This is a genomic window from Nocardia sp. NPDC006982 (assembly GCF_042869435.1).
Lineage (GTDB): Bacteria > Actinomycetota > Actinomycetes > Mycobacteriales > Mycobacteriaceae > Nocardia.
Window position 1 is genome coordinate 576,431 of the sequence record NZ_JBIAFV010000003.1, and the last position, 24,720, is coordinate 601,150.

At 64.7% G+C, this 24,720-nt stretch carries 24 protein-coding genes and 1 pseudogene; 19 read left to right on the plus strand and 6 right to left on the minus strand.

Annotation, left to right across the window (positions count from 1 at the left end):
* The first annotated feature begins 2 nt into the window (after nucleotides 1-2).
* The 5 genes from ACFYOW_RS16065 to ACFYOW_RS16085 all read left to right on the plus strand — a co-directional run bounded on the left by ACFYOW_RS16065 (nucleotide 3) and on the right by ACFYOW_RS16085 (nucleotide 4,639).
* Nucleotides 3-917, plus strand: a complete 915-nt coding sequence (locus ACFYOW_RS16065) for an SDR family NAD(P)-dependent oxidoreductase (protein WP_387288484.1) — start codon at nucleotides 3-5, stop codon at nucleotides 915-917.
* 66 nt (nucleotides 918-983) lie between these two features.
* Entirely contained in the window at nucleotides 984-2,135 is a 1,152-nt protein-coding gene (locus tag ACFYOW_RS16070; RefSeq protein ID WP_387288486.1) for a DUF3089 domain-containing protein, read from the plus strand.
* Nucleotides 2,136-2,154: 19 nt separating this feature from the next.
* Nucleotides 2,155-3,078, plus strand: a complete 924-nt coding sequence (locus tag ACFYOW_RS16075; RefSeq protein ID WP_387288488.1) for an alpha/beta hydrolase — start codon at nucleotides 2,155-2,157, stop codon at nucleotides 3,076-3,078.
* A gap of 136 nt (nucleotides 3,079-3,214) precedes the next feature.
* Nucleotides 3,215-4,114 carry a hypothetical protein gene (locus tag ACFYOW_RS16080; protein WP_387288490.1) on the plus strand — a complete coding sequence of 300 codons (900 nt, stop codon included), beginning with the start codon at nucleotides 3,215-3,217 and terminating at the stop codon, nucleotides 4,112-4,114.
* 27 nt (nucleotides 4,115-4,141) lie between these two features.
* Complete coding sequence (locus tag ACFYOW_RS16085; protein ID WP_387288491.1) at nucleotides 4,142-4,639, plus strand: hypothetical protein; 498 nt, start codon at nucleotides 4,142-4,144, stop codon at nucleotides 4,637-4,639.
* A gap of 32 nt (nucleotides 4,640-4,671) precedes the next feature.
* On the opposite strand, the gene ACFYOW_RS16090 is transcribed toward ACFYOW_RS16085, so the two are convergent.
* The gene (locus ACFYOW_RS16090) at nucleotides 4,672-5,040 is read right to left on the minus strand and encodes a hypothetical protein (protein WP_387288493.1); all 369 of its coding nucleotides are present in this window, start codon (nucleotides 5,038-5,040) and stop codon (nucleotides 4,672-4,674) included.
* Between the two features lie 211 nt (nucleotides 5,041-5,251).
* Between ACFYOW_RS16090 and ACFYOW_RS16095 the strand changes: the two genes are divergently transcribed.
* From ACFYOW_RS16095 to ACFYOW_RS16140, 10 genes are read left to right on the plus strand one after another with little or no spacing between them, the layout of a single operon-like run.
* On the plus strand, nucleotides 5,252-5,665 hold the full coding sequence (locus ACFYOW_RS16095; RefSeq protein WP_387288495.1) for a hypothetical protein: 414 nt from the start codon (nucleotides 5,252-5,254) through the stop codon (nucleotides 5,663-5,665).
* 7 nt (nucleotides 5,666-5,672) lie between these two features.
* Nucleotides 5,673-6,680 (plus strand): phenol 2-monooxygenase, encoded by a 1,008-nt coding sequence (locus ACFYOW_RS16100; protein ID WP_387288497.1) that lies wholly within the window; start codon nucleotides 5,673-5,675, stop codon nucleotides 6,678-6,680.
* Nucleotides 6,677-6,958 (plus strand): MmoB/DmpM family protein, encoded by a 282-nt coding sequence (locus ACFYOW_RS16105; protein WP_387288499.1) that lies wholly within the window; start codon nucleotides 6,677-6,679, stop codon nucleotides 6,956-6,958. Before ACFYOW_RS16100 ends, ACFYOW_RS16105 begins: the two co-directional genes overlap by 4 nt.
* A 1-nt stretch (nucleotide 6,959) precedes the next feature.
* A complete protein-coding gene (locus ACFYOW_RS16110; protein WP_387288501.1) occupies nucleotides 6,960-8,501 on the plus strand; it encodes a YHS domain-containing protein in 1,542 nt (513 codons plus the stop codon).
* A gap of 1 nt (nucleotide 8,502) precedes the next feature.
* Entirely contained in the window at nucleotides 8,503-8,823 is a 321-nt protein-coding gene (locus tag ACFYOW_RS16115; RefSeq protein ID WP_387288503.1) for a phenol hydroxylase subunit P4, read from the plus strand.
* Nucleotides 8,824-8,838: 15 nt separating this feature from the next.
* A complete protein-coding gene (locus tag ACFYOW_RS16120) occupies nucleotides 8,839-9,891 on the plus strand; it encodes an NADH:ubiquinone reductase (Na(+)-transporting) subunit F (RefSeq protein ID WP_387288505.1) in 1,053 nt (350 codons plus the stop codon).
* A gap of 1 nt (nucleotide 9,892) precedes the next feature.
* Nucleotides 9,893-10,996 carry a mandelate racemase/muconate lactonizing enzyme family protein gene (locus ACFYOW_RS16125; RefSeq protein WP_387288507.1) on the plus strand — a complete coding sequence of 368 codons (1,104 nt, stop codon included), beginning with the start codon at nucleotides 9,893-9,895 and terminating at the stop codon, nucleotides 10,994-10,996.
* 31 nt (nucleotides 10,997-11,027) lie between these two features.
* Entirely contained in the window at nucleotides 11,028-11,879 is an 852-nt protein-coding gene (gene catA, locus ACFYOW_RS16130) for a catechol 1,2-dioxygenase (protein ID WP_387288509.1), read from the plus strand.
* Between the two features lie 37 nt (nucleotides 11,880-11,916).
* A complete protein-coding gene (catC, locus tag ACFYOW_RS16135; RefSeq protein ID WP_387288511.1) occupies nucleotides 11,917-12,201 on the plus strand; it encodes a muconolactone Delta-isomerase in 285 nt (94 codons plus the stop codon).
* On the plus strand, nucleotides 12,201-12,386 hold the full coding sequence (locus ACFYOW_RS16140) for an alpha/beta fold hydrolase (RefSeq protein ID WP_387288513.1): 186 nt from the start codon (nucleotides 12,201-12,203) through the stop codon (nucleotides 12,384-12,386). Before catC ends, ACFYOW_RS16140 begins: the two co-directional genes overlap by 1 nt.
* Here the strand turns inward: ACFYOW_RS16140 and ACFYOW_RS16145 are convergent.
* From ACFYOW_RS16145 to ACFYOW_RS16155, 3 genes and pseudogenes are all read right to left on the minus strand, one after another.
* Nucleotides 12,361-13,506 (minus strand): annotated as a pseudogene (locus ACFYOW_RS16145) (acyl-CoA dehydrogenase family protein). The gene ACFYOW_RS16140 and the pseudogene ACFYOW_RS16145 sit on opposite strands and share 26 nt — an antisense overlap.
* Nucleotides 13,487-15,736, minus strand: coding sequence for an ATP-binding protein (locus ACFYOW_RS16150; RefSeq protein WP_387288515.1), 2,250 nt, complete (start codon nucleotides 15,734-15,736; stop codon nucleotides 13,487-13,489). The pseudogene ACFYOW_RS16145 and the gene ACFYOW_RS16150 overlap by 20 nt, the downstream one beginning before the upstream one ends.
* 224 nt (nucleotides 15,737-15,960) lie before the next feature.
* Nucleotides 15,961-18,546 (minus strand): alpha/beta hydrolase fold domain-containing protein, encoded by a 2,586-nt coding sequence (locus tag ACFYOW_RS16155; RefSeq protein ID WP_387288517.1) that lies wholly within the window; start codon nucleotides 18,544-18,546, stop codon nucleotides 15,961-15,963.
* A gap of 188 nt (nucleotides 18,547-18,734) precedes the next feature.
* Here ACFYOW_RS16155 and ACFYOW_RS16160 point away from each other — a divergent pair, with 188 nt between their 5' ends.
* The 3 genes from ACFYOW_RS16160 (at nucleotide 18,735) to ACFYOW_RS16170 (ending at nucleotide 21,540) form a co-directional block, all read left to right on the plus strand.
* Complete coding sequence (locus tag ACFYOW_RS16160; RefSeq protein WP_387288519.1) at nucleotides 18,735-20,372, plus strand: long-chain fatty acid--CoA ligase; 1,638 nt, start codon at nucleotides 18,735-18,737, stop codon at nucleotides 20,370-20,372.
* 45 nt (nucleotides 20,373-20,417) lie between these two features.
* A complete protein-coding gene (locus ACFYOW_RS16165; RefSeq protein WP_387288521.1) occupies nucleotides 20,418-21,173 on the plus strand; it encodes an SDR family oxidoreductase in 756 nt (251 codons plus the stop codon).
* A gap of 76 nt (nucleotides 21,174-21,249) precedes the next feature.
* Nucleotides 21,250-21,540 (plus strand): SDR family NAD(P)-dependent oxidoreductase, encoded by a 291-nt coding sequence (locus tag ACFYOW_RS16170; RefSeq protein WP_387288523.1) that lies wholly within the window; start codon nucleotides 21,250-21,252, stop codon nucleotides 21,538-21,540.
* A 591-nt stretch (nucleotides 21,541-22,131) separates the two neighbouring features.
* Here the strand turns inward: ACFYOW_RS16170 and ACFYOW_RS16175 are convergent.
* Together ACFYOW_RS16175 and ACFYOW_RS16180 are read right to left on the minus strand one after the other, a co-directional pair.
* On the minus strand, nucleotides 22,132-22,305 hold the full coding sequence (locus ACFYOW_RS16175; RefSeq protein ID WP_387288525.1) for a hypothetical protein: 174 nt from the start codon (nucleotides 22,303-22,305) through the stop codon (nucleotides 22,132-22,134).
* Nucleotides 22,302-22,859 carry a PadR family transcriptional regulator gene (locus ACFYOW_RS16180; RefSeq protein ID WP_387288526.1) on the minus strand — a complete coding sequence of 186 codons (558 nt, stop codon included), beginning with the start codon at nucleotides 22,857-22,859 and terminating at the stop codon, nucleotides 22,302-22,304. The genes ACFYOW_RS16175 and ACFYOW_RS16180 overlap by 4 nt, the downstream gene beginning before the upstream one ends.
* 241 nt (nucleotides 22,860-23,100) lie before the next feature.
* Between ACFYOW_RS16180 and ACFYOW_RS16185 the strand changes: the two genes are divergently transcribed.
* Entirely contained in the window at nucleotides 23,101-24,099 is a 999-nt protein-coding gene (locus ACFYOW_RS16185; protein ID WP_387288836.1) for an NAD(P)H-dependent flavin oxidoreductase, read from the plus strand.
* Nucleotides 24,100-24,720: the final 621 nt, after the last annotated feature.

A 24,720-nucleotide genomic window follows, 5' to 3' on the forward strand; every position in this document is an offset into this window, starting at 1 on the left:
CCATGGCCGAATCCGACAAAGCCGGATCGACCGCAACGCAACCGGTAGCCGTGATCACGGGCGCGGCAAGCGGAATCGGTCTTGCGGTGACACGGCAACTCGCGCGGACCCATCGCGTCGCATTGCTGGACATCAACGGCGAAGCGGCGCAGCAGGCCGCGGCCGAACTAGGCGACGTGGCAATCGCGGTGCGCTGCGACATCACCGACGCCGACTCGGTGGCCACCGCGGTACAGGCCGTAGTCGAGCGGTTCGGAGCGATCGACGTCGCCGTATCCAATGCCGGCATCGGCCCGGTGGGCGCGGTCCGGCATCTCGATCCGTCGGTGCTCGCCAAGGTCCTCGATGTCAACGTGACCGGGAACTGGCGGTTCATCCACGCCTGCCTGCCGCACCTCATCGCGAGCCGCGGCTATGTGCTCGGGGTGGCCTCGGCGGCCGCGATCTTCTCACCGCCTGGTGAGGGCATGTACGCCGCGAGCAAGGCAGGGCTCGAGGCGTTGCTGGACGTATTCCGAGTGGAGGTGGCCCATCTCGGCGTCGACGTCGGGATCGCCTACCCGATGTTCATTGATACCCCGATGGTGCGCGACGCCGACCGCGAGCATGCGGACTTCGCCCGCACCCGGGCCCAGCTGCCCGGGGCGGCCGGCAAGACCTTCCCGGTATCGCTGGCCGCCGGGCGCATTGTGCGCGGCATCCAGCGCAGGCAGCGGCGAGTGTTCATCCCCGGATCGCTCGCACTCCAGTATCGGCTGCGCGGATTCCTGTCCGGGCTGCTGGACCGCAAGCTGCGACCGATCGCCGTCGAAGTGGACCAGCTCACCGCAAAGAAGGTGGCCGAACGGGGTGATGTCGCCGCCGGCTGGAGTGCGGCGGTCCTGGAATCCCAAGAACCTCCGCCCAGGGAGGACTGACCAAGTCATCAATAGCGTGGGCCGCCAATGCAACTCCGGCGGCCCACGCAGGCTGGAGTAACAACGATGTTCAATGCCTCGAGAATTGTGCTGAGCCTTGCGGCGGTCGCTGCCGTGGCACTGCCGGCGGCGCCGGCGGGTGCTCAGCCGGACACGACGCCGCACCCCGGAACGACGTGGTTATGTCACCCGTCGATGGCGACCGACGGCTGTAATCTGCCGCTCGACACCACGGATCTGGCCACCGGCGAGGTTTCCCACAACGCACCGGTCCCCGAGTCGGCCCGGCCCATCGACTGCTTCTACATATACCCGACGGTCAGCGACCAGCCGACCCTCACACAGGACCCGGTGCCGCAGCCGCAGGCGCAGTACATCACCGCCCTCCAGGTGGCGCGATTCTCTCGCTTGTGCCGCGTGTTCGCTCCGGTGTACCGGCAGGTGACGCTGCCCGCGATGGGATTGGAAGTCGCCGGCGCCGACCTCATCCAGCCCGGCTATCACGACATCGAGAACGCCTGGGACGACTACCTCGCGCACGACAATCACGGTCGAGGCGTGATCATCATCAGTCATTCGCAAGGAACGCTGATGGCACGCAAGCTGATCCGAGACCATGTCGATCAAGACCCACAGCAGCGTTCCAGGCTTGTCGGCGCCTTCCTCATGGGTGGCAATGTGACGGTTGCAAAGGGGCAGACGATCGGCGGAGACTTCGCGTCGATTCCCCTGTGTACCGAACCTGGCGAATATGGCTGCGTGACAGCGTATTCCACTGCTCAGCACGATCCCCCAGTGTCATTCTTCGGCAACGCCGATCCAAGCCTGATGTCGCAGCGCTTCGGCCTGCCGGATGGTCCGGGATATGAGGTCGCCTGTACCGACCCCGGCCTGCTCAGCGGTGACAACTCGCCGCAGCCGATTACCCTCCTGTCCACCCCGTATCCGTCCGGTACTTTCTCGATTCTGATGCGCTCCATCACGTTTCCGGGTCCTTACCCACATTCGGACTCGACGTGGACATCCACCGCGTCGCGGGCGACCGGCCATTGCGAGGAACACAATGGCTACCACTTCTACAAGATCGACCTCACCGGTCCTGATCAGGTCAACGAGATTCCAATGTTCGAGTCACACCTGATCGACATCAACCTCGGTTACGACCGGCTCGTATCGATCGCACATCAGCAGACCGATGCCTGGCTGGCCGCCCACTAGTCCGCTTAGGGGACACATCATGACAAATACATCAGCAGCACGCCAGGACGTGCGATTCGACTCGGGCGATGGCTCGTGTGCGGGATGGCTTTACCTGCCTTCGGGTGTCACCTCTACCGGTCCGGTCCCCATTCTCGTTCTCGCCCACGGCTTCGGCGGCATCAAGGAGATGGGCCTGGACCGATACGCCGAACGCTTCGTCGGCGAGGGGTACGCATGCCTCGTCTTCGACTACCGGCATTTCGGTGCCAGCACCGGCGAACCGCGTGAACTGGTGGATGTCGAGCGGGAGCTCGAAGACTGGCGGGCCGCGGTCGCATTCGCTCGCCGGATTCCGGAAGCCGACGCCGATCGTGTCGTCCTCTGGGGCACATCCTTCGCGGGAGGGCACGTCGTTGTCACCGCCGCGAACGACCCTGCCGTCGCTGCCACGATCACCCAGTGCCCGTTCACAGACGGGCTGGCGGCGGCGATGTCGATGCCGATCTTCACCGCACTGAAGCTGATGCGACGTGCGGTCAGCGACCTATGGGCAGCCCGACGTGGCCATGAACCGGTCCGGGTGGGAGTAGTCGGCGCGCCGGGTGACCTCGCGATAATGACTTCACCGGACTCGCTGCCCGGCTTCAATGCGATCCTCGCCGCCTCCGGCCTGGACGACTGGCCGGACCAGGTTCCGGCACGGGTGATGTTCCAGGTGCCGCGCTATCGTCCCGGGCGCCGGGCCAAGGATATTCGCACACCGATCCTGTTCTGTATCTGCGACCGGGACAGCGTCACCCCGTCCCACAAGACCGAGAATTACGCCGCGCAGGCCGCACAAAGCGAAGTACTCCACTACGATGCCGGCCACTTCGACATCTACGTCGGCGAAGCATTCGAAACGGTTGTCCGCGAGCAGATCGCGTTTCTTCGGAAGACTGTACCCACGACCGCGTCCTGACCGCGGGACCGACAACCACCACGACAGCGGACAGCCGATAGCTCTCGTCATCGACGATTGGCATCAGGTCCGCAGCACAGCAAGCCATACCGTGCTCGAGTATCTGCTCGAACATGGCTGCCACCATCTTCGGATCGTGATCGTCGGACGCGACCGGTCCGGACTGCCGCTCACGCGCCTGCAGGTCCGTGACGAATTGATCGTAATCGATGCCGCCGCCTTACGTTTCGATAGGAGCGAGGCCACCGCAATCCTGGTGACGCACAACTCGCTACGTCTGAACAGCATGGACATCCAACGGCTGCAGGAATCGACGGAAGGGTGGCCCGCGGCTCTGCAACTCGCCTACCTATCCTTGTGGGTCCGCGAGGATCCCGGCACGTTCATCGCCAACCTCACCGGGCGGTATCACGCCATCGGCGAATACCTCGCGGAGAACGTCCTGAACTCGCTCGAGCCCGAACTGCTCGAGTTCCTGCACGCGACCTCGATCACCGTCCGCGTGTGCGTGGTGCTGGCGAATGCGCTGGCCGGGCGGGCCGACGGCCAGGAAATGCTCGAGCAGATCGCCGACCGCAACCTGTTCCTGCTGCGTTTGGACGAGGACGACGAGTGGTTCGGCTATCACCGGTTGTTCGCTGATTACCTGCAGCGCAGGTTGATTCGCTCCGATCCCACCCGCGTCGCCGATCTGCACCAGCGCGCGGCGACCTGGTTCGCCGATCACGATCTGCTCAGCGAGGCCGTCGACCATGCCTTGTCCGCGAGAGACCCGCAACGCGCGGTCGATATCGTGGAGGCACGCTCGGTCGGGTTGATCGGTCACTCCCGGATGGCCACCTTCCTCGGCTTGGTCGCGAAACTCCCCGCCGCCCACACGGAATCGCGCCCCGCCTCCAACTGTGTGTGGCCTGGGCGAATGTCGGTCTGCAACGCCACGAACAGCTGCGCCTCGCGCTGCGACGGGCCGATACCGCGCTCGAGACCGCGGAACTGCGGCCAGAAGATGTCGATGCGATTCGCACCGAGACCATGATCGTGCGCTGTGTGGGTGGACGACTATGTGACCGATCGATTCGACGGCCTGCCTGCGGAGTTGGCGACGCTGCCGGGTGAATCACGCACCACATTCGCCGCTCTGTCCACCGCCAATCTGGTGGCCAACGATGCTTTGAACCGGTTCGACTTCTCCGGGGCCCGGCGACAGCACGAGGAAACCCTCCAGCGAAGTCCGCGTGGAGGACCGTTCCTCGTCATGCACAGCCACTGTGTCGCGGGGCTGGCGGCCCGAGAACAGCTCGACATCGCTGCTGCGGGCCGCCATTTCACCGACGCGATGACCGTGTCCGCCCGAATGGGCGGCCCCTCGCGCTCCTCGATTCTGGCCGGTGCTCTTCTCGGCGGACTGCGGTACGAGCAGGGAGATCTCGAGCAAGCCCGAGCATTGCTCGATGCGAGCGCGCGGCTGGACCGACAGGGTGGCCCGGTGGACTTCCTGCTCGCCACTTTCGGCAGCGGCACACGGGTCGCCGCACTAATCGGTGACCTGGCCGCCGCCTAGCAGAGACTCATGGCCGGGGAACGCCTGGCCGATCAGGATGACTGCCGCGGCTGCGCGCACGCATCATCAACAAACGCATTCGCCTCGGCCTCGCGATCCCCGACGACGTTCGCGCCCATCTCACTGCCTTGCCGCCATATCAGCAGCAGACCACCAGAATTCACGCCGAGATCGCCGAAATCGAACAGGACTCGGCGATCCGGCTGCTGCTGGCCGAGGGCACCTCCACCGCGGGCAAGGAAGCCTGCGCCCGAGCCGAACGGCTCGCCGACCTGATCGTGCCGCGATCTCGTCCACTGGCATCGACCAGAGCCGCTCCTGCACGCCTGCTGCCGGTGGGCCGGAGATCGGCAGCACGAGGCGACAATCGTCGCGTCCGAGCCCCTTTCGGTATGCACCACGCAGGGTCTGATGCAGCCGGCCGCCGATGCCGGTCCGCAGATGACTCAAATCATCGAGGCGCTCGGCGGGCATTGACACTCAGCGGGCATTGATATCCGCGTCGTCTCAATCGACGGGAATCAAGTATTTCACAAACCGCCACACCGCCATGAGACTTGTCTCACAGCCACTCCCGGATAGGACTGGCGTCACATATCCAGAAGGACCCTCATGACCCCGTTCATGATTGCGGTTCGGGAATTGCTGGCGGGAGCCGAAATTCCGGTTCCGGAAACCCAACCCAGCCGTCCCCGCCCAATACCGGAGGCCACCGACAATCAGGTAGTCATCCGCTCTCTCGCCGAGCAGCTGATTTGCGAAGCCAATGCGGTGTTGTCCGATCGCGGCGACACCATGAGCCTCGTCGACGACAGCGGTCCCCACGAATTCGCATTCACGCTCGGCTACCGACACCGCTCGGCACGAATCCGCACAGAGTTGTCCGGCCGAGCAGGCACAGCCGAATTGTCGTTGTCGGGCAAGCCTGTTCACGAAACACGGGAACTCGGCGGCGAAGCGGCGCTGCAGGCTCTGGTGCTCAGTTTGCTGGCCGACCGGCCGGACCCCGGATCAAATCAGGAGTAGGACCACCGTGCAGTACGAATTGCGTTATCAGGTCATCGAACCCAAGCGAAACACGTATCAGAACGTCATAGAGCGGCTCGGAGACCAGCCCGCAAGCCGCTATCTCGAAGGCACACTCGACATTCAGCCGAAGGAGAACTTCCACTACCGGCCGACGTGGGCGCCCGACCGAGAACTCTACGATGCACGATTCACCGCTCTGCGATTGAGCGACACATACAGTTTCACCGATCCGCGACAGTATTACTACACGCCGTATGTCACGCAGCGAGCCGCGCTGCACGACGAATTCGGGAAGTCCCTCGCCTACCTCGAGGGGCGGAATCTGCTGGTGCGCCTGCCCGAGGCATGGCACGCGATGCTGTCCTCGGCCGTCGTGCCGTTGCGGCACTTCGAATCCGCCGCCCAGTTGGTGAGCGTGGCCGGTGCCAGATTCGCCGACGGCACCTCCCTGGAACAGTGCTGCACCTACGCCGCCTTCGACCGAATCGGCAACGCACAGATGCTGTCTCGGATCGGACTCGAGCTCGACGCCGGAAATTCTGGGGTACTCGAGGGCGCCAAGCGGGAGTGGCTCGCCGCGGACCACCTCCAGCCGCTGCGCCGCCTGACCGAGGAGATCATGGTCGTCGAGGATTGGGCCGAGGGCCTGCTCGCCATCGACCTGATCGATGCCCTCGTCTATCCGCTGCTCTACCGCGGCTTGGACGAGGCGGCACTGCTCGGGGGCGCCGGGGCCTACAGCCTGGTCGCCCAGCATTTCACCACGTGGTACACCGATCAGCGCAAGTGGCTCGACGCGCTGACGAAGACGTGGCTGAACGACCCCGAGCACGGCACCGCGAATGCGGCAACGCTCGCGGGACTCGCCGAGAGATGGAGCGGCCGAGCCCGTTCCGCCGTCGGTGCGCTGGCCGAGGCCATCGAGGCGCACGTGCCGACAACGAAAGCGACCGAGATCCTCACCGCTATCACCGATGCCCAGTGGGCCGTCACGGCGGGAGGCCGGGCATGACCACACTGCGCCAGGTCGGCATCGATCTGCAGGAGTCCGAAGACAACCGAGCCCTGATCGAGGCGATCAAGACCGACAATCCGGAACTCACGATCCGGCATCTGCCCGGCCTTATCAAAGTCCAGGCCGCGGGTCAGATCGTGATCAACCGGGAGACCGTGGAGAGCCGACTCGGACGCGAATGGGAGACGGGCGAATTCCAGCTGGCCATCGTCTCGTTCGCCGGAAATCTCTCCGAATGGGACGACGACCGCATCATCGTGAAATGGGAACACTGATATGACAATCGAGATCGACAGCACCATCGCCCGCAAGAAGCTGCCGCTGAAAGAGCGGTACTCCCGCCTGACCCGCGACCTCGATTGGGAGCCCAGTTACGTTACGCGGGAGGAGCTTTTTCCCTACACCCGCTACGAAGGCATCACCATTCACGACTGGGACGGCTGGCAGGACCCGTTCCGGCTCACCGTCGACGCCTACTACAAGTATCAGGCCGAGAAGGACAAGCGCCTGTATGCCGTGCTCGACAGTTTCGCTCAGGGACAGGGACACCTGACACTGGCGGATGCCAGCTACCTGAACGCGATCAAGCTGTTCATCCAGGGTGTGACTCCGCTGGAGTACGCCGCACACCGTCACTTCGCGTTCCTGGCACGGTATTTGGAGGGCCCGGCGCCTCGATTCGCCGCGCTCTGCCAGAGCATCGACGAACTGCGCCATTGCCAGACCCAGGTCCACACGATCAGCAACTACAACAAGTACTACAGCGGCTTCCACAGCTGGTCCAAGATGCACGACCGCGTCTGGTACCTGTCGGTGCCGAAGTCGCTCTTCGACGACGCGATGTCGGCGGGACCCTTCGAATTCCTGATCTCCATCTCCTTCAGCTTCGAGTATCTGCTCACCAACCTGCTTTTCGTGCCATTCATGAGCGGCGCCAGTTTCAACGGCGACCTGCCGACCATGTCGTTCGGATTCTCGGCGCAATCCGACGAGAGCCGGCACATGACCCTCGGACTCGAGGCCATCAAATTCCTGCTGGAGCAGGACGAGGGCAATGTGCCGATCATCCAGGACTGGATCGACAAGTGGTTCTGGCGGGCATACCGGATGTCGGCGCTGGTCGCCGGAATGATGGATTACATGCTCCCGAAGCCGGTGATGAGCTGGAAGGAGGCATTCCAGCTCTACTTCGAGGACCAGATGCTCGGCGGATTGTTCCCCGACCTCGAGTACTACGGAATCCGGCCACCCCGGCACGTCGAGGACGCCATCGCCGAGAAGGACAAGCTCTCGCACGAGGTCTACCGCATTCTGCACAACTTCTCGTTCGCCGCGGCGATCACCACACAGACTCCCGGCGACGCGCACATGGCGTGGCTGTCCGAGCAGTACCCGGACAGCTTCGACCGCTTCTACCGGCCGACCTGGGAGAAGCATCAGCGAGCGGAGGCGGCGGGCAGTCGGATCTTCTTCCAGGGGTTGCCGCAGCTCTGCCAGGTATGCCAGGTCCCGATCGCATTCAGCGAAACCTCCGATCCCACACGACTGTCGTTGCGGCGCAGCGAATTCCGAGGGGAGATCTTCCATACCTGTAGCGACGGCTGCAAGTGGATCTTCGACCGTGAGCCGGAGAAATACATCCAAGCGTGGCTGCCCGTGCATCAGATCTACCAGGGCAACTGCGGCGGGCCCAGCGTCCCGGAAGTGCTGGCCTGGTACGGAATCCAGGACGGCGACAACGGCGAGTACAAGGGTTCGCCCGACCAGCTTTCCTGGGCCCAGTGGCACGCGGGCGACCAGACCCGGTCGGAGGCATGACATGACCGTGAAAGCGCTCTACGACTACAACTTCCCCTCCGCCGATCGCGCCGAGGTCTTCGGCGATGACCAGCTGGTGTACGTGCTGTGGGACGGCAATCCGCTGTTCTGTTCGGCGGCCTGCTTCCGTGCGCCCAAGGCAATGCCGTTCGGTGAGTTCGTCACGGCGATGGTGCACCCGTGGGCCGCGTCCGACCCGGATTTCGATCCGGCCGCCATCCGCGAGTGGCGCTTGTTCGACGAGCCCATCGCACCAGCCTCCGACCGGACGCTCGCCGAGCTCGGGGTGGGCCACAAGACACTGCTGAAATTCTCGGCCTGAGCGGCGGGTTCACTGATGACCAGCTATACGGTACGAATCGATCCACTCGGCGCGGAGATCACCTGCCGGGAGAACCAGACCGTGCTCGATGCCTGCCTGCGCGAGGGCATCTGGCTGCCGCACGCATGTACGCACGGCACCTGCGGAACCTGCAAGGCCGAAATCGTCGACGGTGAAGTCGATTTCGGCGATGCGTCGCCGTACGCGCTCTTGGAGAGCGAGCGGGAGGAGGGCTGCGCGCTGCTGTGCGTGGCCACACCGCGCACCGATCTGGTCGTCGAAGGCGAGGTGGACGCCGAGGAAGGTCTCGACATCCACCCGGTTCGCGACCACGTCGGCGTGGTGGCCGACCTCGCCGACGTCGCACCCGATGTCCGGCGCTTGATCATCACCCTGGACACGCCGCTGGCCTTCAATCCGGGCCAGTATGTGCTGTTGGATCTACCCGGCGGCGAACAGCGTCCCTACTCGGTCGCCAGCACACCGGCCGATCCGAGTCGAATCGAGCTCCATATCAAGAGGTCTCACGGAGGCCGGGCCACCGACGGCTGGATCTTCGGACGACTGGCCGTCGGCGACCGGGTCACCCTGTCGGGCCCGTATGGACGGTTCTCGTTCCGGTCGGCACGCACCCAGCCGATCCTGCTGCTGGGCAGCGGAACCGGCCTGGCACCGCTGAAGTCGATGGTCGCGCATCTGGTCGAAACCGGGAATCGACGTCCGGTCGCCCTCTATCACGGCGTCGCGACGAAAGACGATCTCTACGAGCACGATTGGCTCGAATCCACCGCAGCCCAGCATGACTGGTTCACCTACCACCCGGCGCTCTCCCGGGAGGAGTGGAACGGGCGTACCGGACGGGTGCCGGACCTGCTGGCACAGGACTACCCCCGCGCGGCCGGTCACGTCGCCTACATCTGCGGCAGCCCGGCCATGGTGACCGACACCCTCAAGGCACTCATGAAAGCGCGGTTGTTTCCCCGGGACATCTACCGCGAGGACTTCTTCGACGCGGCCGACCGCGCGGCCGGCGCCACCGTCGTACGAAGCCCGCTCATCAGGAGATAGCGTGAAAATCAGTAAGGTGGAGGCGATTCCATTCGCCATCCCCTATCGCAAACCACTACGGTTCGCCAGCGGCGAGGTCACCAGCGCCGAGCACGTGCTCGTCCGCGTGCACACCGACACCGGTCTCGTCGGCACCGCGGAGGCGCCGCCGCGGCCGTTCACCTACGGGGAAACCCAGGCATCGATCATCGCCATCATCGACGACTTCTTCGCCCCCCAGCTCATCGGCCAGTCGCCACTGGCCCGCGAACTCATCCATTCCCGGCTGAACCGAACCGTCGGCAATCCCACCGCCAAATCGGCGCTCGACATGGCCATCTGGGACATCATCGGACAATCGCTCGACGTGTCGGTCACGGAGTTGCTGGGCGGTTTCACCGACCGGGTCCGTGTCGCGCACATGGTCGGGTTCGGACCTGCTGCGGAGATGGTGGCCGAGGCCGAGCGAATGCGGGATTCCTTCGGCATCAACACCTTCAAGGTGAAGGTCGGTCGACGGCCGATCGACCAGGATGTCGAGGCGTGCCGAGCGCTGCGCCGCGCACTCGGACCCGACACCGAGCTGTACATCGACGGGAACCGTGGATGGACCGCCGCGGAATCTGTTCGGGCACTCGGCGCGCTGAGCGACGTCGGTCTCACCTTCGCCGAGGAGCCCTGCGCGGCCGACGAGGTATTCGACCGCCGCTGGCTGGTCGCGCACAGCTCGATACCGATCTTCGCCGATGAAAGCGTCAGCCGCCCGGCCGAAGTCGTACGCGAGTTGTTCAGCGGCGCGGCGACCGGCATCAGTATCAAGACCGCCCGAACCGGGTTCACCTATTCGCATCGCGTGCTCAGCCTGTGCGAAAGCCTGGGCGTCGAGATGGTCATCGGCAATCAGATCGACGGGCAGATCGGATCGCTGTGCAGCCTCGCCTTCGCCGCGGCGTTCGAACGCACCTCCGGCCGCGCCGCCGAGCTGTCCAACTTCCTCGACATGACCGACGACCTGCTGACCGAACCGCTGCAGATCCGGGACGGGACGATGCAGATCCGCAAGGGCCCCGGCCTCGGTATCCAGATCGACGAGGACAAACTCACCCGCTACCGCCAGGACCGTTGATCGCACGGTCCGTTCCGAAGGAGTTACACCAATGACCGAGCTCGCCACCACCCAAGCGACGGCCGCCCAATCCGGCGCATCGGCGACCGCGCACTTCCAACAGAGGACCCGTTCGGGAGCGCACGCCGACGTCGGCCGGGTCGACACACTCGTATCCGAACTGCTGGCCGCGGCGCACGACATCATCCGTCGGCACGAGCTGACCTATGCCGAGTACGACGTGCTCAAGGCTTGGCTCATCCAGGTGGGCACCGACGGCGAATGGCCTTTGTTCCTCGATGTTTTCATCGAACACGTCGTCGAAGAGGTAGCCCACGCCCAGCGGCGCGGCAGCAAGGGCACCATCGAAGGCCCCTACTATGTACCGGGCGCTCCGGCGCTGCCGGCGATGGCGCTGCTTCCCATGCGTGACGACGAGGCCGGAACGCCCTTGCGTTTCACCGGCGAGGTACGCACGGTCGCCGGGGTCCCCGTCCCGAACGCGACGATCGAGATCTGGCATTCCGACGACGCCGGCTACTACTCGCAATTCGCGCCGGGGATCCCCGAATGGAACCTGCGGGGCACGGTCACCGCCGATGAATACGGCCAATTCGACATCACCACTATCCGGCCCGCGCCTTATCAGATCCCCACCGACGGTGCGACGGGCGCGCTGCTCACGGCCGCCGGATGGCCCGCGTGGCGGCCGTCACACCTGCATCTGAAGGTGTCCGCACCGGGCTGCCTGCCGATCACCACCCAGCTGTACTTCCGCGGCGGCGACCATATCGATGCCGACATCGCATCGGCGGTGAAACCTGAACTCGTGCTCGACCCCGCACCGGCGGCCGACGGGTCCGGGCTGCAGGTGGTCTACGACTTCGTGCTCGACCCCGCGTGAATCGATTGCCACCACAAGACGAGATCTGGAGACGAAGGTGCTGTTCGCGGTAACGATGGATGTCGAACTGCCCGTCGATATCGACCCCGGTGTCAAGGCCGCGACCTTGGCGAAGGAAAAGGCATACAGCCAGGACCTACAGCGATCCGGGAAATGGGCGCATATCTGGCGGATCGCCGGAAAGTACTCGAATCTGAGCATTTTCGACGTCGCCGATGTCGAGGAGTTGCACGACATTCTGTGGAATCTGCCGCTGTTCCCCCACATGCGCATCAGCGTGACGGCGCTGGCCACGCATCCGTCGGATATCGCGGTCGGCTGATGCCGTCCGTCGAAACCCCCTTCGGCACTGCCGGATTCACCGATCACGGCACCGGCCCCGCGCTGGTTCTCGTGCACGGCTTCCTTTTCGACAAGACCATGTGGCAGCCACAGATCGCCCACTTCGCCCCGCTGGGGCTACGGGTGATCTGTGTCGACCTCATAGGCCGAGCTCTCGGCCGATGAGTTCCTTCATTATCTCGTTGGTGCCGCCCCAGATCTTGGTGATGCGGGCATCACGCCAAGCTCGCGCGACACGGTATTCGTTCATGAAACCGTATCCGCCGTGCAACTGCACACAGCGGTCCAAGACCTGGTTCTGCACTTCCGATGACCACCATTTGATCTTGGCGGCGTCGACGGCGGACAGCTCACCACGAACATGCGCCATCACCGAATGGTCGAGGAACGTCGTCGTGACGTCCATTGTGGTCGCCATCTCGGCGAGGGTGAATTTGTTGTACTGGAACGTCCCTACCGGCTGCCCGAAAGCCTCGCGCTGCTTCACATAATCGAGCGTTTCGCGCAGGATCTGGGCGGCATGGCCGACATTGGTGACGGCAGTGGCCAGCCGCTCTTGCGCCAGCAGCCGCATCATGGCGATGAAACCTCGATCCAGCTCGCCGATGCGGTTGGCATCAGGAATCCGTACCTGATCGAAGAACAGCTCCGCGGTGTCGGCCTCGTCCTGGCCGACCTTGTCGAGTTTGCGCCCGCGAGTGAATCCGGGCATGCCGTCCTCGACCATGAACAAGGTGATGCCCTTCGCACCCGCACCTGGCGTGGTTCGCGCGGCGACGATCACCAGGTCCGCTTGAAAGCCATTGGTAATGAACGTCTTCGCCCCATTGAGCACCCAGTCTTCACCGTCGCGGATCGCGACCGTCTTCAATGCCGCGAGATCGGAGCCACCCGAGGGTTCGGTCATGCCGATACCGCAGATCAGCTCCCCCGCGGCCATTCCTGGCAGCCATCGCCGCTTCTGTTCCTCGGTGCCGAACTCGACCAGGTAGGGCGGACACACATCGGAGTGGATGCTGAAGCATGAGGCGACTCCCAGGCTCAGTGACGAAATCTCCTCCGCGACAATGGTATTGAATCGGAAGTCATCAGCTCCGGCATCGCCGTACTGTTCCGGTATCGCCAGGCCGAGCAGCCCCTATGTCCCGGCTTCCTTCCAGATGTCACGCGGAATCGTCTTGTCCGCCAGCATCTGTTCATGCCGAGGCTCCAGGACCCGGCCGACGAATCCTCGCACCGAATCCCGGAAGTCGTCATGGTCGGTGTCATAGATCGTGCGTCGCATTGTGCTCCCTACTGCTGCCGCGACCGCCCCTCACAGGCCACGGCAATTGCCAGAGTTGAGATTTGGTGTGCCGCGCCATCCACGCGGCGATCTGTGCCCGGGACGTGAACCCCAGTTTCCCGAGGATCCGCTCGATGTGGCCGTCGGCCGTTCGCTTCGAGATGACCAACCGCTGCGCGATCTCACGGTTCGACAGACCGATCTCGACGAGAGCGGCCACCTCGAGTTCCCGCTTGGTCAACGGCTGCGCCGCCACGCGCGATCCGCCGACGGTGTGTTCCTCCGGTCCCAGTCCTAGCTCGATAACGTCACCGAGATCCCGAATGCGGTCGGCGGACGGACCTCGTTCCGGCGTCGACCATTCCGAACGCGGCGGGGTGTGGCGCTCGAGGGATTCGGACAGCTGTGGGCCGAAGGCGTCCAGGGACGTCCCCAGCGAACGCCACACATGCCCGGCGGCAGCGGCCAATCCGGCCGCCCGCTCGGCCTCGCCACGGTCATAAGCCACCCAGGCCAGCAGATCCGTGGTCAGTGCGACGCATATGCCATCCGAGAGAATCTGCTGCAGTCGCAACACCTCGCGGGCCGATCGCTCCGCCTCGTCGAGGCGCCCAAGGCTCCACAGGGCGATGCCCGCCGTCCATAACGCATACGCCCGAGCGGATCGGTCTCCCCATTCTTCGCATGTCGCTACGGCACTACTACTGACCGCCAACGCTTCCGAAGCGCGACCGGCGAGAGCCAGAGCGCAGGCCAGCATGTACCGGGCAGAAACCGCCAAGTAGGGGTCGTCGGCCGCACGGTATCCCGCGATCGCCGCCTCGAACCCGGCGACCGCGTTGCCGAGGTCACCTGCGAACATGGCGAGCAATGCCGTCCATTGATGAATGTGCGTCTCCAGCCGCCGATCTCCGAGCGTCTCGAAGAGCGCGGTGAGTTCGGACAGCCAGCGCGCGGCTTGCTCGCGATCGCCTTGCAGCAGTGCTATCCAGATGACCACCCAGACGCACTCGGCTCGCGCCGGAGTGGGTTCGGCGGCCGCGGCCAGCAGCGCTTCCAATCGCATTCGGCCTTCTGCGAGCAGCCCACCCGACAGCCAGTGGTAGCGCAGCAGGCTGAGTAGTCGGAGTCCCTCCTGCTGCTCGCCCTCGGTCGCGGTGCTCCATTGGATCGCCGCGACGTATCCGGCATGGTCCAGGTGCATCCGCGCGAGCAGGGTCTCCTGATTCGGACCCCACCATCGATCCACGATCGTCTGAGCACGTCGCAACATCGTGTCCCGATGGCGGCGGTCGAGGTCCACGCCTTCACCCGCCTGTTCGGCCAATTCAGCGGCAACCTCGCGCAGCGGAGCGAGCAGTCGATATCGCATCCCGCCGCTATCGCGGTCGGTCAGCAGGATCGACTGCCCCACGAGGCGCTCGACGATGCCCACCACGTCTTCACGTCGCAGCTCACCGAACGCGCAAACCGCCTCGGCGAGTTCGAGATCGAACGAGGCCGGAAAGACCGACAGCCGACGCCACAGCACCTGCGCGGCCGGTGGGCACAGCTCGTAGCTCCAATCCACCATCGCCCGCAGCGACCCGTGGCGGGACTCCGGACCGATCGACGGTGCGGTCAGCGCCGTGAGCCGGTGACCGAATCGCTCGACCACCTGCTCGACGGTGAGAGCCCGCAACTTGACCACCGCCAGCTCGATCGCCAAGGGAATCCCCTGGAGCAGATTGCACAGCTCGATCACCGCCTCGGCGTTGCCCTGGGTGATCTCGAAATCGGGGTCGATCGCATGCGCTCGCTCCACGAACAGGCTGACAGAACCGTCCATCACCAATTGCGTTGTGGGAGTGCCCGGTTCGGGCACGCTCAGCGGCGCGACCGGACGCAGCACCTCACCGGCGACACCGATCGGCTCCCGGCTCGTGGCTACCACGTGCAACTGGGTCGCTTCGCGCAAGAGGACCGGCAACAGCTGCCGGACTGCCGGCAGGACATGCTCACAGTTGTCGATGACCAGCATGAGATTTCGGTTCCGCACGAACGACAGCAACCGGTCCCGAGGGTCGGCGACCGACAGGTCGCCGACCCCGAGGGCGCTGATGATCGCCGATTCGACCTCAGAAACCCCCGCCCCGATGCCCAGGTCGGTGAGCGGAGCAAGCCACACTCCATCCGGAAAATTCCGTCGGCTGCGGTAGGCCAATTCCAGGGCGAGCCTGGTCTTGCCCACTCCACCTGGACCGGTGAAGGTCAGCAGTCTCGATTCCGACAGCGCCCGCCCGGCCAGCTCGAGGTCGTGTCGTCGTGCAATGAGCCGGCTTAGAGCTGGACCAACCGGGTTTCCTCCGCGTCGAGGAACAAGGGCACTGCTCATGAAGCAATCGTAGGTCGAGCCATTCCGTCGCAACGCGACTCACGCGAGCGAGCATCTGTTCGGACATCGAAACTGCCGCCTTATCCGGCGGTCACCGCTGCGGACGGCTCGGCCGCCAGCAGGGGCGCCAGGAATTCCGCAATCGCCTCCTGGATGCGGGCCGTCTTCGGAATCGCGCCGGAGAGCGAGTACGCGGTGTGGAACAACCCGTCGAATCGCCGCAGCTCAGTCGGCACACCGGCCGCCGCCAACGCGTGCGCGTAGTCCTCGGCCTCGTCGCGCAACGGGTCGATCTCCACGCTGATCACCAGCGTGGGCGGCAGACCCGTCAGGTCGGCGGCCCGGGCCGGAGCGGCCCATGGGCTCACCGCGTTGGCCGGATCGGCGAGGTACAACATCGTCATCCGCGCACCCGCACCGACAGAGACGACCGGGCCGTTCGCGAACACCTTCCGCGATTCGGTGTCGGCGAGGGGGTCGGTCGGCGGGGTCACGAGGATCTGGGCGCGCAAGCGCGGTCCGCCCTCATCCCGCACGCGCAGCGCGGCGACCGCGGCCAGGTTCGCTCCGGCGCTCTCACCACCGACGGCGATGCGCTCGGGATCGCCACCGAAGTCGGCGATGTGATCGGCCGCCCAGCGCAGGGCCGCCACCGTGTCGTCGGGAGCCGCCGGGAACGGATGTTCCGGAGCGAGCCGGTAATCCGGCGATACGACCAGGGCTCCGGTCATGCGCGCCAGCGTCGCGCACGGCTCGTCAAAGGAGTCCAGTGTGCCCGCGACCCAGCCGCCGCCGTGGATGAACACCACCACGGGCAACGGGCCCTCCGCCTCCGGCCGATACAACCGGACAGGGCGCTCGCCACCGTCGATGGGGAAGGTGGTTTCGACGATGCTGACATCGGAAGGCGCGGGAAGCTGGAAAAGCTTGAAGCCGTCGATGGCGGCCCGCGCTTCCTCGAGAGAGCATTCCTCGAGCGGTTTGGCCCCGATGTTCATCAGTCCGGCGAGGAAGAACACCGCCGAACCGTCGAGCCGCATCGTGTTCGGCACCGGGCGGTCCACTCCGTCCAGCGCGAATCCGCCGTATTCGGTGGCCTCGACCTCGGCACACAGCGCTCGGTACATCGGCGCACCCGTGAACATCGAGAGCGGGGTCCGTGCCTTGCCCGGGATGTTGTCACCCATGTACCAGGTGGTCGCCGTCGGGAACAGCGTGGACTCGGCCACCTCCCGGACCAGATCGTTATAGCGGTCCTCCCCCGCCGCGGTGACCTCGACGGTCTTGTGGCCGTGGGCGTCCGCGTATCCGATCAGGCCACCGATGAAGTCGACGCTGTCCTCGATCGCGATCGGGTTGTTGAACAGCGCCGCCGCGCTCTGAGGACCATTGACGTGGAAGAGATTCGGGAATCCGTGGGTGGCCATGCCGATGTAGGCGCGCTGTCCGTGCGCCCAATGCTCGGCGAGCTGCCGGCCTTCACGCCCGACGACCCCCATGCGCATGAGCCCGGCCGCGCCGACGTCGAATCCGGTGGCGAGCACGATCACATCGAACTCGTACTCCCGGTCCGTGGTGGCGATTCCCTTCTCGGTGATCCGCTCGATCGGCGTGGTGCGGGCGTCGACCAGGCGAACGTGCGGGAGGTTGAAGGTCTCGTAGTACCCGGTCTCGAATGTCGCCCGCTTGGTGCCGTACGGATGGTCGTTGGGGCACAACAACTCCGCGACCTTCGGATCGGTCACGCGCTCGCGGATTCGATCCCGGATGTAGTCGGCCGCAGTCTGATTCGCGGCCGGATTGAAAATGAGGTCGTAGTAGGTGGAAGCGAGCATCCGGAACCCGCCGCCACGGTAGTACTGGTCATAGACTTTGCGCTGTTCCTCGGGCGTATCCATCAGCGCCGATCGGGTCGCCCGCGGATACGCCGCACCGGCCATGGCATTACGCGATTCCGCGCGCAGCTTCGGATATTCGGCGACGGTCTGCGCGAACTCCTCGTCGGTGAGCGGCCGATTCCCCAGCGGGCAAGCGAAATTCGCGGTCCGCTGGAAGACGGTCAACTCCGAGACCTGCTCGGCGATCGTCTGGATGACCTGGATCCCCGTGGACCCGGTGCCGATCACGGCCACGCGCTTGCCTGCCAGATCGACACCCTCGGCGGGCCAGAGGCTGGTGTGCACGACGGTGCCGCGGAAGTCCTGCTCACCCGGGAAGTCGTTCTTCTTGAACACCGAAAACGCCCCGGCGGCATTGATGAAGTACCGGGCGGTGGTTACGGCGCCGTCGTCGGTGCCCACCACCCAATGCTGGGCCTGGTCATCCCAAATCACCGAGGTGACCCGGGTTTCGAATCGGAAGCTGCGACGGAGATCGAACCGATCGGCGACATGCTCGAGGTAGGCACGGATCTCCGACTGGGCGGCGAATCGCTCGGTCCAGCGCCACTCCCGCTGCAGCTCCTCGTCGAACGAGAAGGAATAGAAGATGCTTTCGAAATCGCAGCGCGCACCCGGGTAACGATTCCAGTGCCAGACACCACCCGGCCCCGGCGCCGCTTCGAAGCACTGTACGGACAGCCCTTGCACATTGCGGAGACGGTGGGTGGCGTACAGGCCGGAAAAGCCCGCGCCGACGATCACGACATCGACTTGCGTTGAACTCATGCCACAGAGCATGGCCGTCTGTGACCCCGCGCACAGGGGTTGGAATACCCCACCCCATACCCGTTCGCATACCTGTCTTCGCCCGCTCATCTCCACAAGACATCCCGAACTGGATTAACTGGACTGATCACGGCGCAGGTGACCGGAGCCACGGTCAGGCACGAAACATGCAAGGGAGCAAGTAGGCGATGTTTGGCACCATGCAGGACGAGCAGCTGTCACTGGCGACGCTGCTGCGATACGCGTCCACCTTCCGGGGCGACGCGACGGTGTCGACCTGGACCGGTGACACCATCCGCACCCAGACGTTCCGCGAAATCGGTTCCGATGCAGCGCGTCTGGCCAACGCATTGCGCGGCCTCGGGGTCGAGATCGGCGATCGCGTCGGCACCTTCATGTGGAACAACAACGAGCACATGGTCGCGTTCATCGCCATACCCGCCATGGGCGCGGTGCTGCACACCCTCAACATCCGGCTCGCCGGCGACCAGTTGGCCTATGTGGCCAACCACGCGGCGGATCAGGTGGTTATCGTCGACGCCTCGCTCGCTCCGGTGTTCGCCCAGTATCTGCCGAAATTGACGACGGTCCGACACGTGATCGTGACCGGCCGCGACACATCACAGCTGACGGCCCCCGACGGCGTACAGGTGCACTCCTACACCGAGCTGCTTGCGACACAGCCGGATTACTACGATTTTCCGATCGTCGACGAACGTTCCGCCTCCGGCATGTGCTACACCTCCGGCACCACCGGAGACCCCAAAGGCGTCGCCTACACCCACCGCTCGAACTGGTTGCACGCCATGGAGGTGATCTCGCCCAACGGTCTCGGCTTCGATCAGTCGGACACGGTCCTCACCATCGTGCCTCTGTTCCATGCCAATGCTTGGGGAATCCCGTACGGGGCACTGATGTCGGGCGCCAATCTGTTGCTGCCGGACCGTTTCCTGCAGCCCGCTCCACTGCTCGAGATGATGGCCGCGGTGCGACCGACCTTCGGCGCCGCCGTCCCGACAATCTGGGGTGGCGTACTGGCCACACTGGACGCACAGCCGCAGGACATCTCGTACCTGCGCACCGTGGTGGTGGGCGGAACGGCATTGCCGCCCTCGATGATGCACACATTCCTGGACACGTACGGGGTGCAGTTGGTGCACGCCTGGGGCATGACCGAAACCTCCCCGATCGGAAGCGTGGGGCACCCACCCGCGGGTGTTTCGGGCGAGCAGGAGTGGGCCTATCGATACACCCAGGGCCGATTCCCCGCCGCGGTCCAGGCACGACTCGTCGCCGACGACGGCAGCGTGCTGCCGAACGACGGAAAAGCCATGGGCGAGCTCGAGGTTCGCGGGCCCTGGATCACCGGTAGCTACTACTCCCCCGAAGGGGCATCGATAGACCCGGACAAGTTCCACGACGGCTGGCTCCGCACCGGCGACGTCGGTCGGATCACCCCTGACGGCTACCTCACCTTGGTCGATCGCGCCAAAGACGTGATCAAGTCGGGCGGCGAGTGGATCTCATCGGTGGATCTGGAGAACACCGTCATGGGCCATCCCGCGGTCTCGGAAGCCTCGGTGATCGCAGTGCCCGACGAGAAGTGGGACGAACGCCCGCTCGTCGCAGTGGTTCTCTTGCCTGGCGCGGAAACCACACCGGAGGACCTGCGCGATCACCTGGCCGGGAAATTCGCCAAATGGCAGCTCCCCGAGAACTGGACGTTCGTCGAGGAGATCCCCAAGACCAGCGTCGGCAAGTTCGACAAGAAACGCCTCCGCGCCCTGCACGCCGCAGGCGAGCTGACGGTCACCACGCTTCCCTGAATCATCTTTCACCCCACAATCATTCACAATCCGAAAGGTATCGACATGAGCACGACCCTGGAGGGTAAGCGCGCCCTGATCACCGGCGGACACCGCGGCATCGGCCGCGCCATCGCCGACGCTTTCACCTACGCCGGCGCCCGAGTCGCGATCGCCGACATCGAAGGGGCCGACAAGGCCGCCGCCGAAATCGGCAAGGGCACCATCGGTGTCGACTGCGATGTGCGTTCGAGTGAAAGCGTCGCCGCCGCGGTCGGCACCGCGACCGCCGAACTCGGAGGTCTCGACATTCTGGTGAACAACGCGGGCATCGAAGTCATGGCCCCGCTGCACGAGATGTCCGAAGCGGACTTCGACCGCCTCGTCGCGGTCAACCTGCGTGGCACCTGGCTGGTCTACAAGCACGCCGTCCCGGCGCTGCTCGACGGCGGCGGCGCCATCGTCAACATCGCATCACTGGCGGGCTTGGTCGCCTTCCCACTGCTGGGCGCCTACTCTGCCACCAAGGGCGGCATCGTCCGCCTGACCGAGGCCATCGCCCTCGAACTGCGCGACTTCGGCGTGCGCGCCAACGCCATCTGCCCCGGCTTCATCGACACCAGCATGGTCGAACGCTCCACAGCCCAGTTCGCCTCGGTCACGGGAGGCTCATTCGAGCAGATGGTCACCGCCGGCCAGGGCCGCCTCGGCGCCACCCACGAAATCGCCACCCTGGCTACCTATCTCGCATCCGACGATGCCGCGTTGATCAACGGCGTCGCCATCGCCGCTGACGGCGGCATGAACCTCCGCCGAGTCTGATCAGCCAACCGCGCGAATTCCAGCAACTGCACCCCACATCGAAGGGAACGACCTGGCCTCGTTCAAACCAGATCTAATGGCCGATCGCACAGTATTCGTAGCCGGTGGCACGAGCGGGATCAATCTCGGAATCGCCAGGCGCTTCGCAGAATTGGGCGCACGAATCGCCGTCCTCGGCCGCGATCTCGTCAAGGCGAAGAGCGCCGCGGAATCCATCGGCCCTGGGGCAATCGGACTCAGCGCCGATGTTCGGGATTACGACATGGTGCATGCCTCCATGGAACAGGCCGTCTCCGAGCTCGGTCCGAAACATCTGTTCGCGATCACACCACAGCAATCGACTTTCCGGTTCCGGCCGGGCCGCTGATGCGGGCTGGCCCGTCACGCCGGTGCCAGCGCACGGCCGGCAGCGGCGATCCAGAACCGGCGGCAGCCGGTGTGGGGGAAGGGTTTTCGGGCAGTGGCATGGGTTGGTCGGCCTTTCCAGCACCTACCGGCGGAAACGGTGGATCGTGCCGCCTACACGCTGTGCCTGTCGGCGCAGTGCCATCGACACCTCGAGCACCGCAACATCGTCGTCGTCGCCTCGTTGAGGTCGGGCGCATCCGCTGTCGGGTGAGGTGTGGGAGGCCGCCCGCGCCGCTGGCATGAACGCGTTGGACCTATTTCGGTGTCTGGAAGCCGAGCATGTTCCTGTCCCGGCCACGGAACTATTCGACCGACCGCCGGCCATGACGACGCGCGGCGTATTCGGTTCCCACCCCTGGAAGTTCAGGAGACCTTCGTCGGACACCCGCGCGTACTTCGCGAGGCTGCGAACCGACGTATGCCCGGACAGCTTCATCAGCACCAGCGTGCACACGCCCCTCTCCGCGGTGTGGGTCAACCGAGAGTGCCGCAACTGGTGCAACTGCTCCGAGGCGATCCGGTCGTTCTGCCACTTCTCCACCGATCCGCTCTACTGCGCGAGGTCGTGGCGGCCCTCGGTGAGGTCGGGTCTGAGCTTTGATTCGTGGCGGTGGGGTTCGTCGTCGGCCAGGCGCAGCACATGCAGGGATTTGGAGATCCGCCCGAAGTGGGCGACGGCGTGCCCGACCACGTGTCTCGAGCACAGGCCAAAGGACACGATCATGACAATTCGTTCGACTTCTGCATAGCGTCCAGCGCGTCGACGACTTCGCGACACCAGTCCGCCCAGACACGTTCGGTTTCGAGGCCCGCTTTCAGCACCAGATGCCTCAGGGTGTCAGAGTCATCACCGATGACAGAGAAATCACGTGCCTCGATCTGCCGGTAGGTTGCGTACGTCCTTTCGTGCACCTCTAGATGGTGGGCGACCGCCTTTCGGACACCCGCGAAGTCTCCGACGGCGGCCGCGGCTCGCAACCTCACGGCTACGGATTCTCGTGGTTGAGTCGGCTCATCGACTTCACCCGCCCACCCACGCAGCGCGGCGGTACCCGCTGGCGTGATCGAAAAGCGCTTCGGCTGGCCACGTCCGGGAGCCTCCGGCTGAGGCACTTCGGCAACCAGGCCGCCGCCGCTGAGCCGATCCAACTCGCGATAGATCTGCTGGTGCGTGGCCGACCAGAAGTACCCGAATGCGCGATCGAAACGCCGAGCGAGTTCGATACCGGTCGATTCCCGTTCGGTCAGCGCGGTCAGGATCGCAAACTGCAGAGCCACAGCCCGATGCTAGAGGACCGGCGACGAAAGCGGCGGCCGCGGTGGCAGAACAGGCGACATTGTGGCCTCTGCCAGCACTGGATGACCGAGACCATTCGCCCAGTTCATCGGAGGTGTGATATATGACATAGCAGTTTATACAACTTGTTGCATAATGGCCGCTGCGGCGCTAGCTTCGTCAGAGCGCAATCTTCGAGCGGCCCTCTCTGCCGCGCGATCACAAACCTTTGAAGGACGCATCATGGCCTTACCTGCCGCTCTGTCCGGTCGGCTCGCCCTGCCCGTGGTGGGCTCACCGATGTTCATCTCCTCCGGCCCCGAGTTGGTGATCGCTCAATGCCAGGCCGGGGTGATCGGATCTTTCCCAGCCTTGAACGCCCGTCCGGCGTCACAGCTGGCGGACTGGTTGGACCGGATCGCCGAGGAGAACGCGTCTTACAGTGCGGCGAACCCGGACGCCGCTGTGGCCCCGTTCGCCGTGAATCAGATCGTCCACCGCACCAATGACCGCCTCGAACAAGACATGGAGGTGATCGTCGAGCACCGGGTTCCGATCGTGATCACCTCCCTCGGCGCGCGTCCGGACATCAACGAGGCCGTCCACTCCTATGGCGGAATCGTTTTGCACGATGTGATCAGCGATGAGTTCGCTCGCAAGGCCATCGAAAAGGGCGCCGACGGCATCATCGCCGTGGCCGCCGGCGCCGGCGGCCATGCCGGCACACAGTCACCGTTCGCGCTCGTTCAGGAAATCCGTGAGTGGTTCGATGGGCCGTTGCTGCTGTCAGGCGCCATCGCTCATGGCCGTTCCATTCTCGCCGCCCAGGCCGCGGGCGCCGATCTCGCATACATCGGCTCGGCGTTCCTTTCCACCGTCGAGGCCACCGCGGCTGCGGGCTACAAACAGATGATCGTCGAGTCCTCGGCCAAGGACATCGTGTATAGCAACTTGTTCACCGGCGTCCATGGGAACTACTTGCGCGGCAGCATCGCCGCCGCTGGCCTGGATCCGGACAATCTCCCTCAATCCGACCCCTCCACCATGAACTTCGGTTCCGGAGGCAACGCAGACGCCAAGGTCTGGCGGGACATCTGGGGCGCAGGACAGGGCATCGGCGCGATCAAGAAGAACCTGACCGTCGCGGACCTCGTGGACATCCTCAACGCGCAATACCACGAGGCAGCACAAGCTTTGGCACGTCAGGCGCTGAGCACCGATGACATTCTTCAGCGAGCTTGACCTCGAGCACCACGCTGAGACTTCCTCTGCGCAGGAAGATATCCGGTTGCGCGAAAACCTCCGACCGTTCTTTTCCGCAATGGTGCCTGCGGATATTTGTTGACACCGTTGCCGGAGGACTGCCGATCAGCGAGAACAAGTACCGCCGATCACACTGGATCATCAACCCCGCTGTCACTCGCTGAGGACATACCGCGGGCCGATTCTGCCGTGAGATGCAGCCTCGGCGTCACCAGCCCCCGAGATGGTTGTGCACTGGTGACGCCGAGGGCGCGCTCGGGTTTCATGATGCCGCCGAGGGGCGGGCTCAGGTTCTCACGGCCGACCACTGCGTCTGGGTGCGGAGACCTTTCTCGAGTACCTTGCCGCCGGGGTTGCGCGGCAGCGGCTCCGGCCGTACGGCCATCAATCGACACAACGTAACAACCGCCCCCACGCAGCTACTTCCACCACAGTACCGAAAAACGTTACAACTCAACATAATACGGACATCACAACATTGTCGGCGACGCTATGCTATGCTCCCGCTCCAGCTCGATCACCCACTTGTCGGCGACAGTCAGCACGCGGGCGATCGCGTGCCGTCGCGCGTGGCCGTCGCTGGTGGCAGTGGAATTGTGC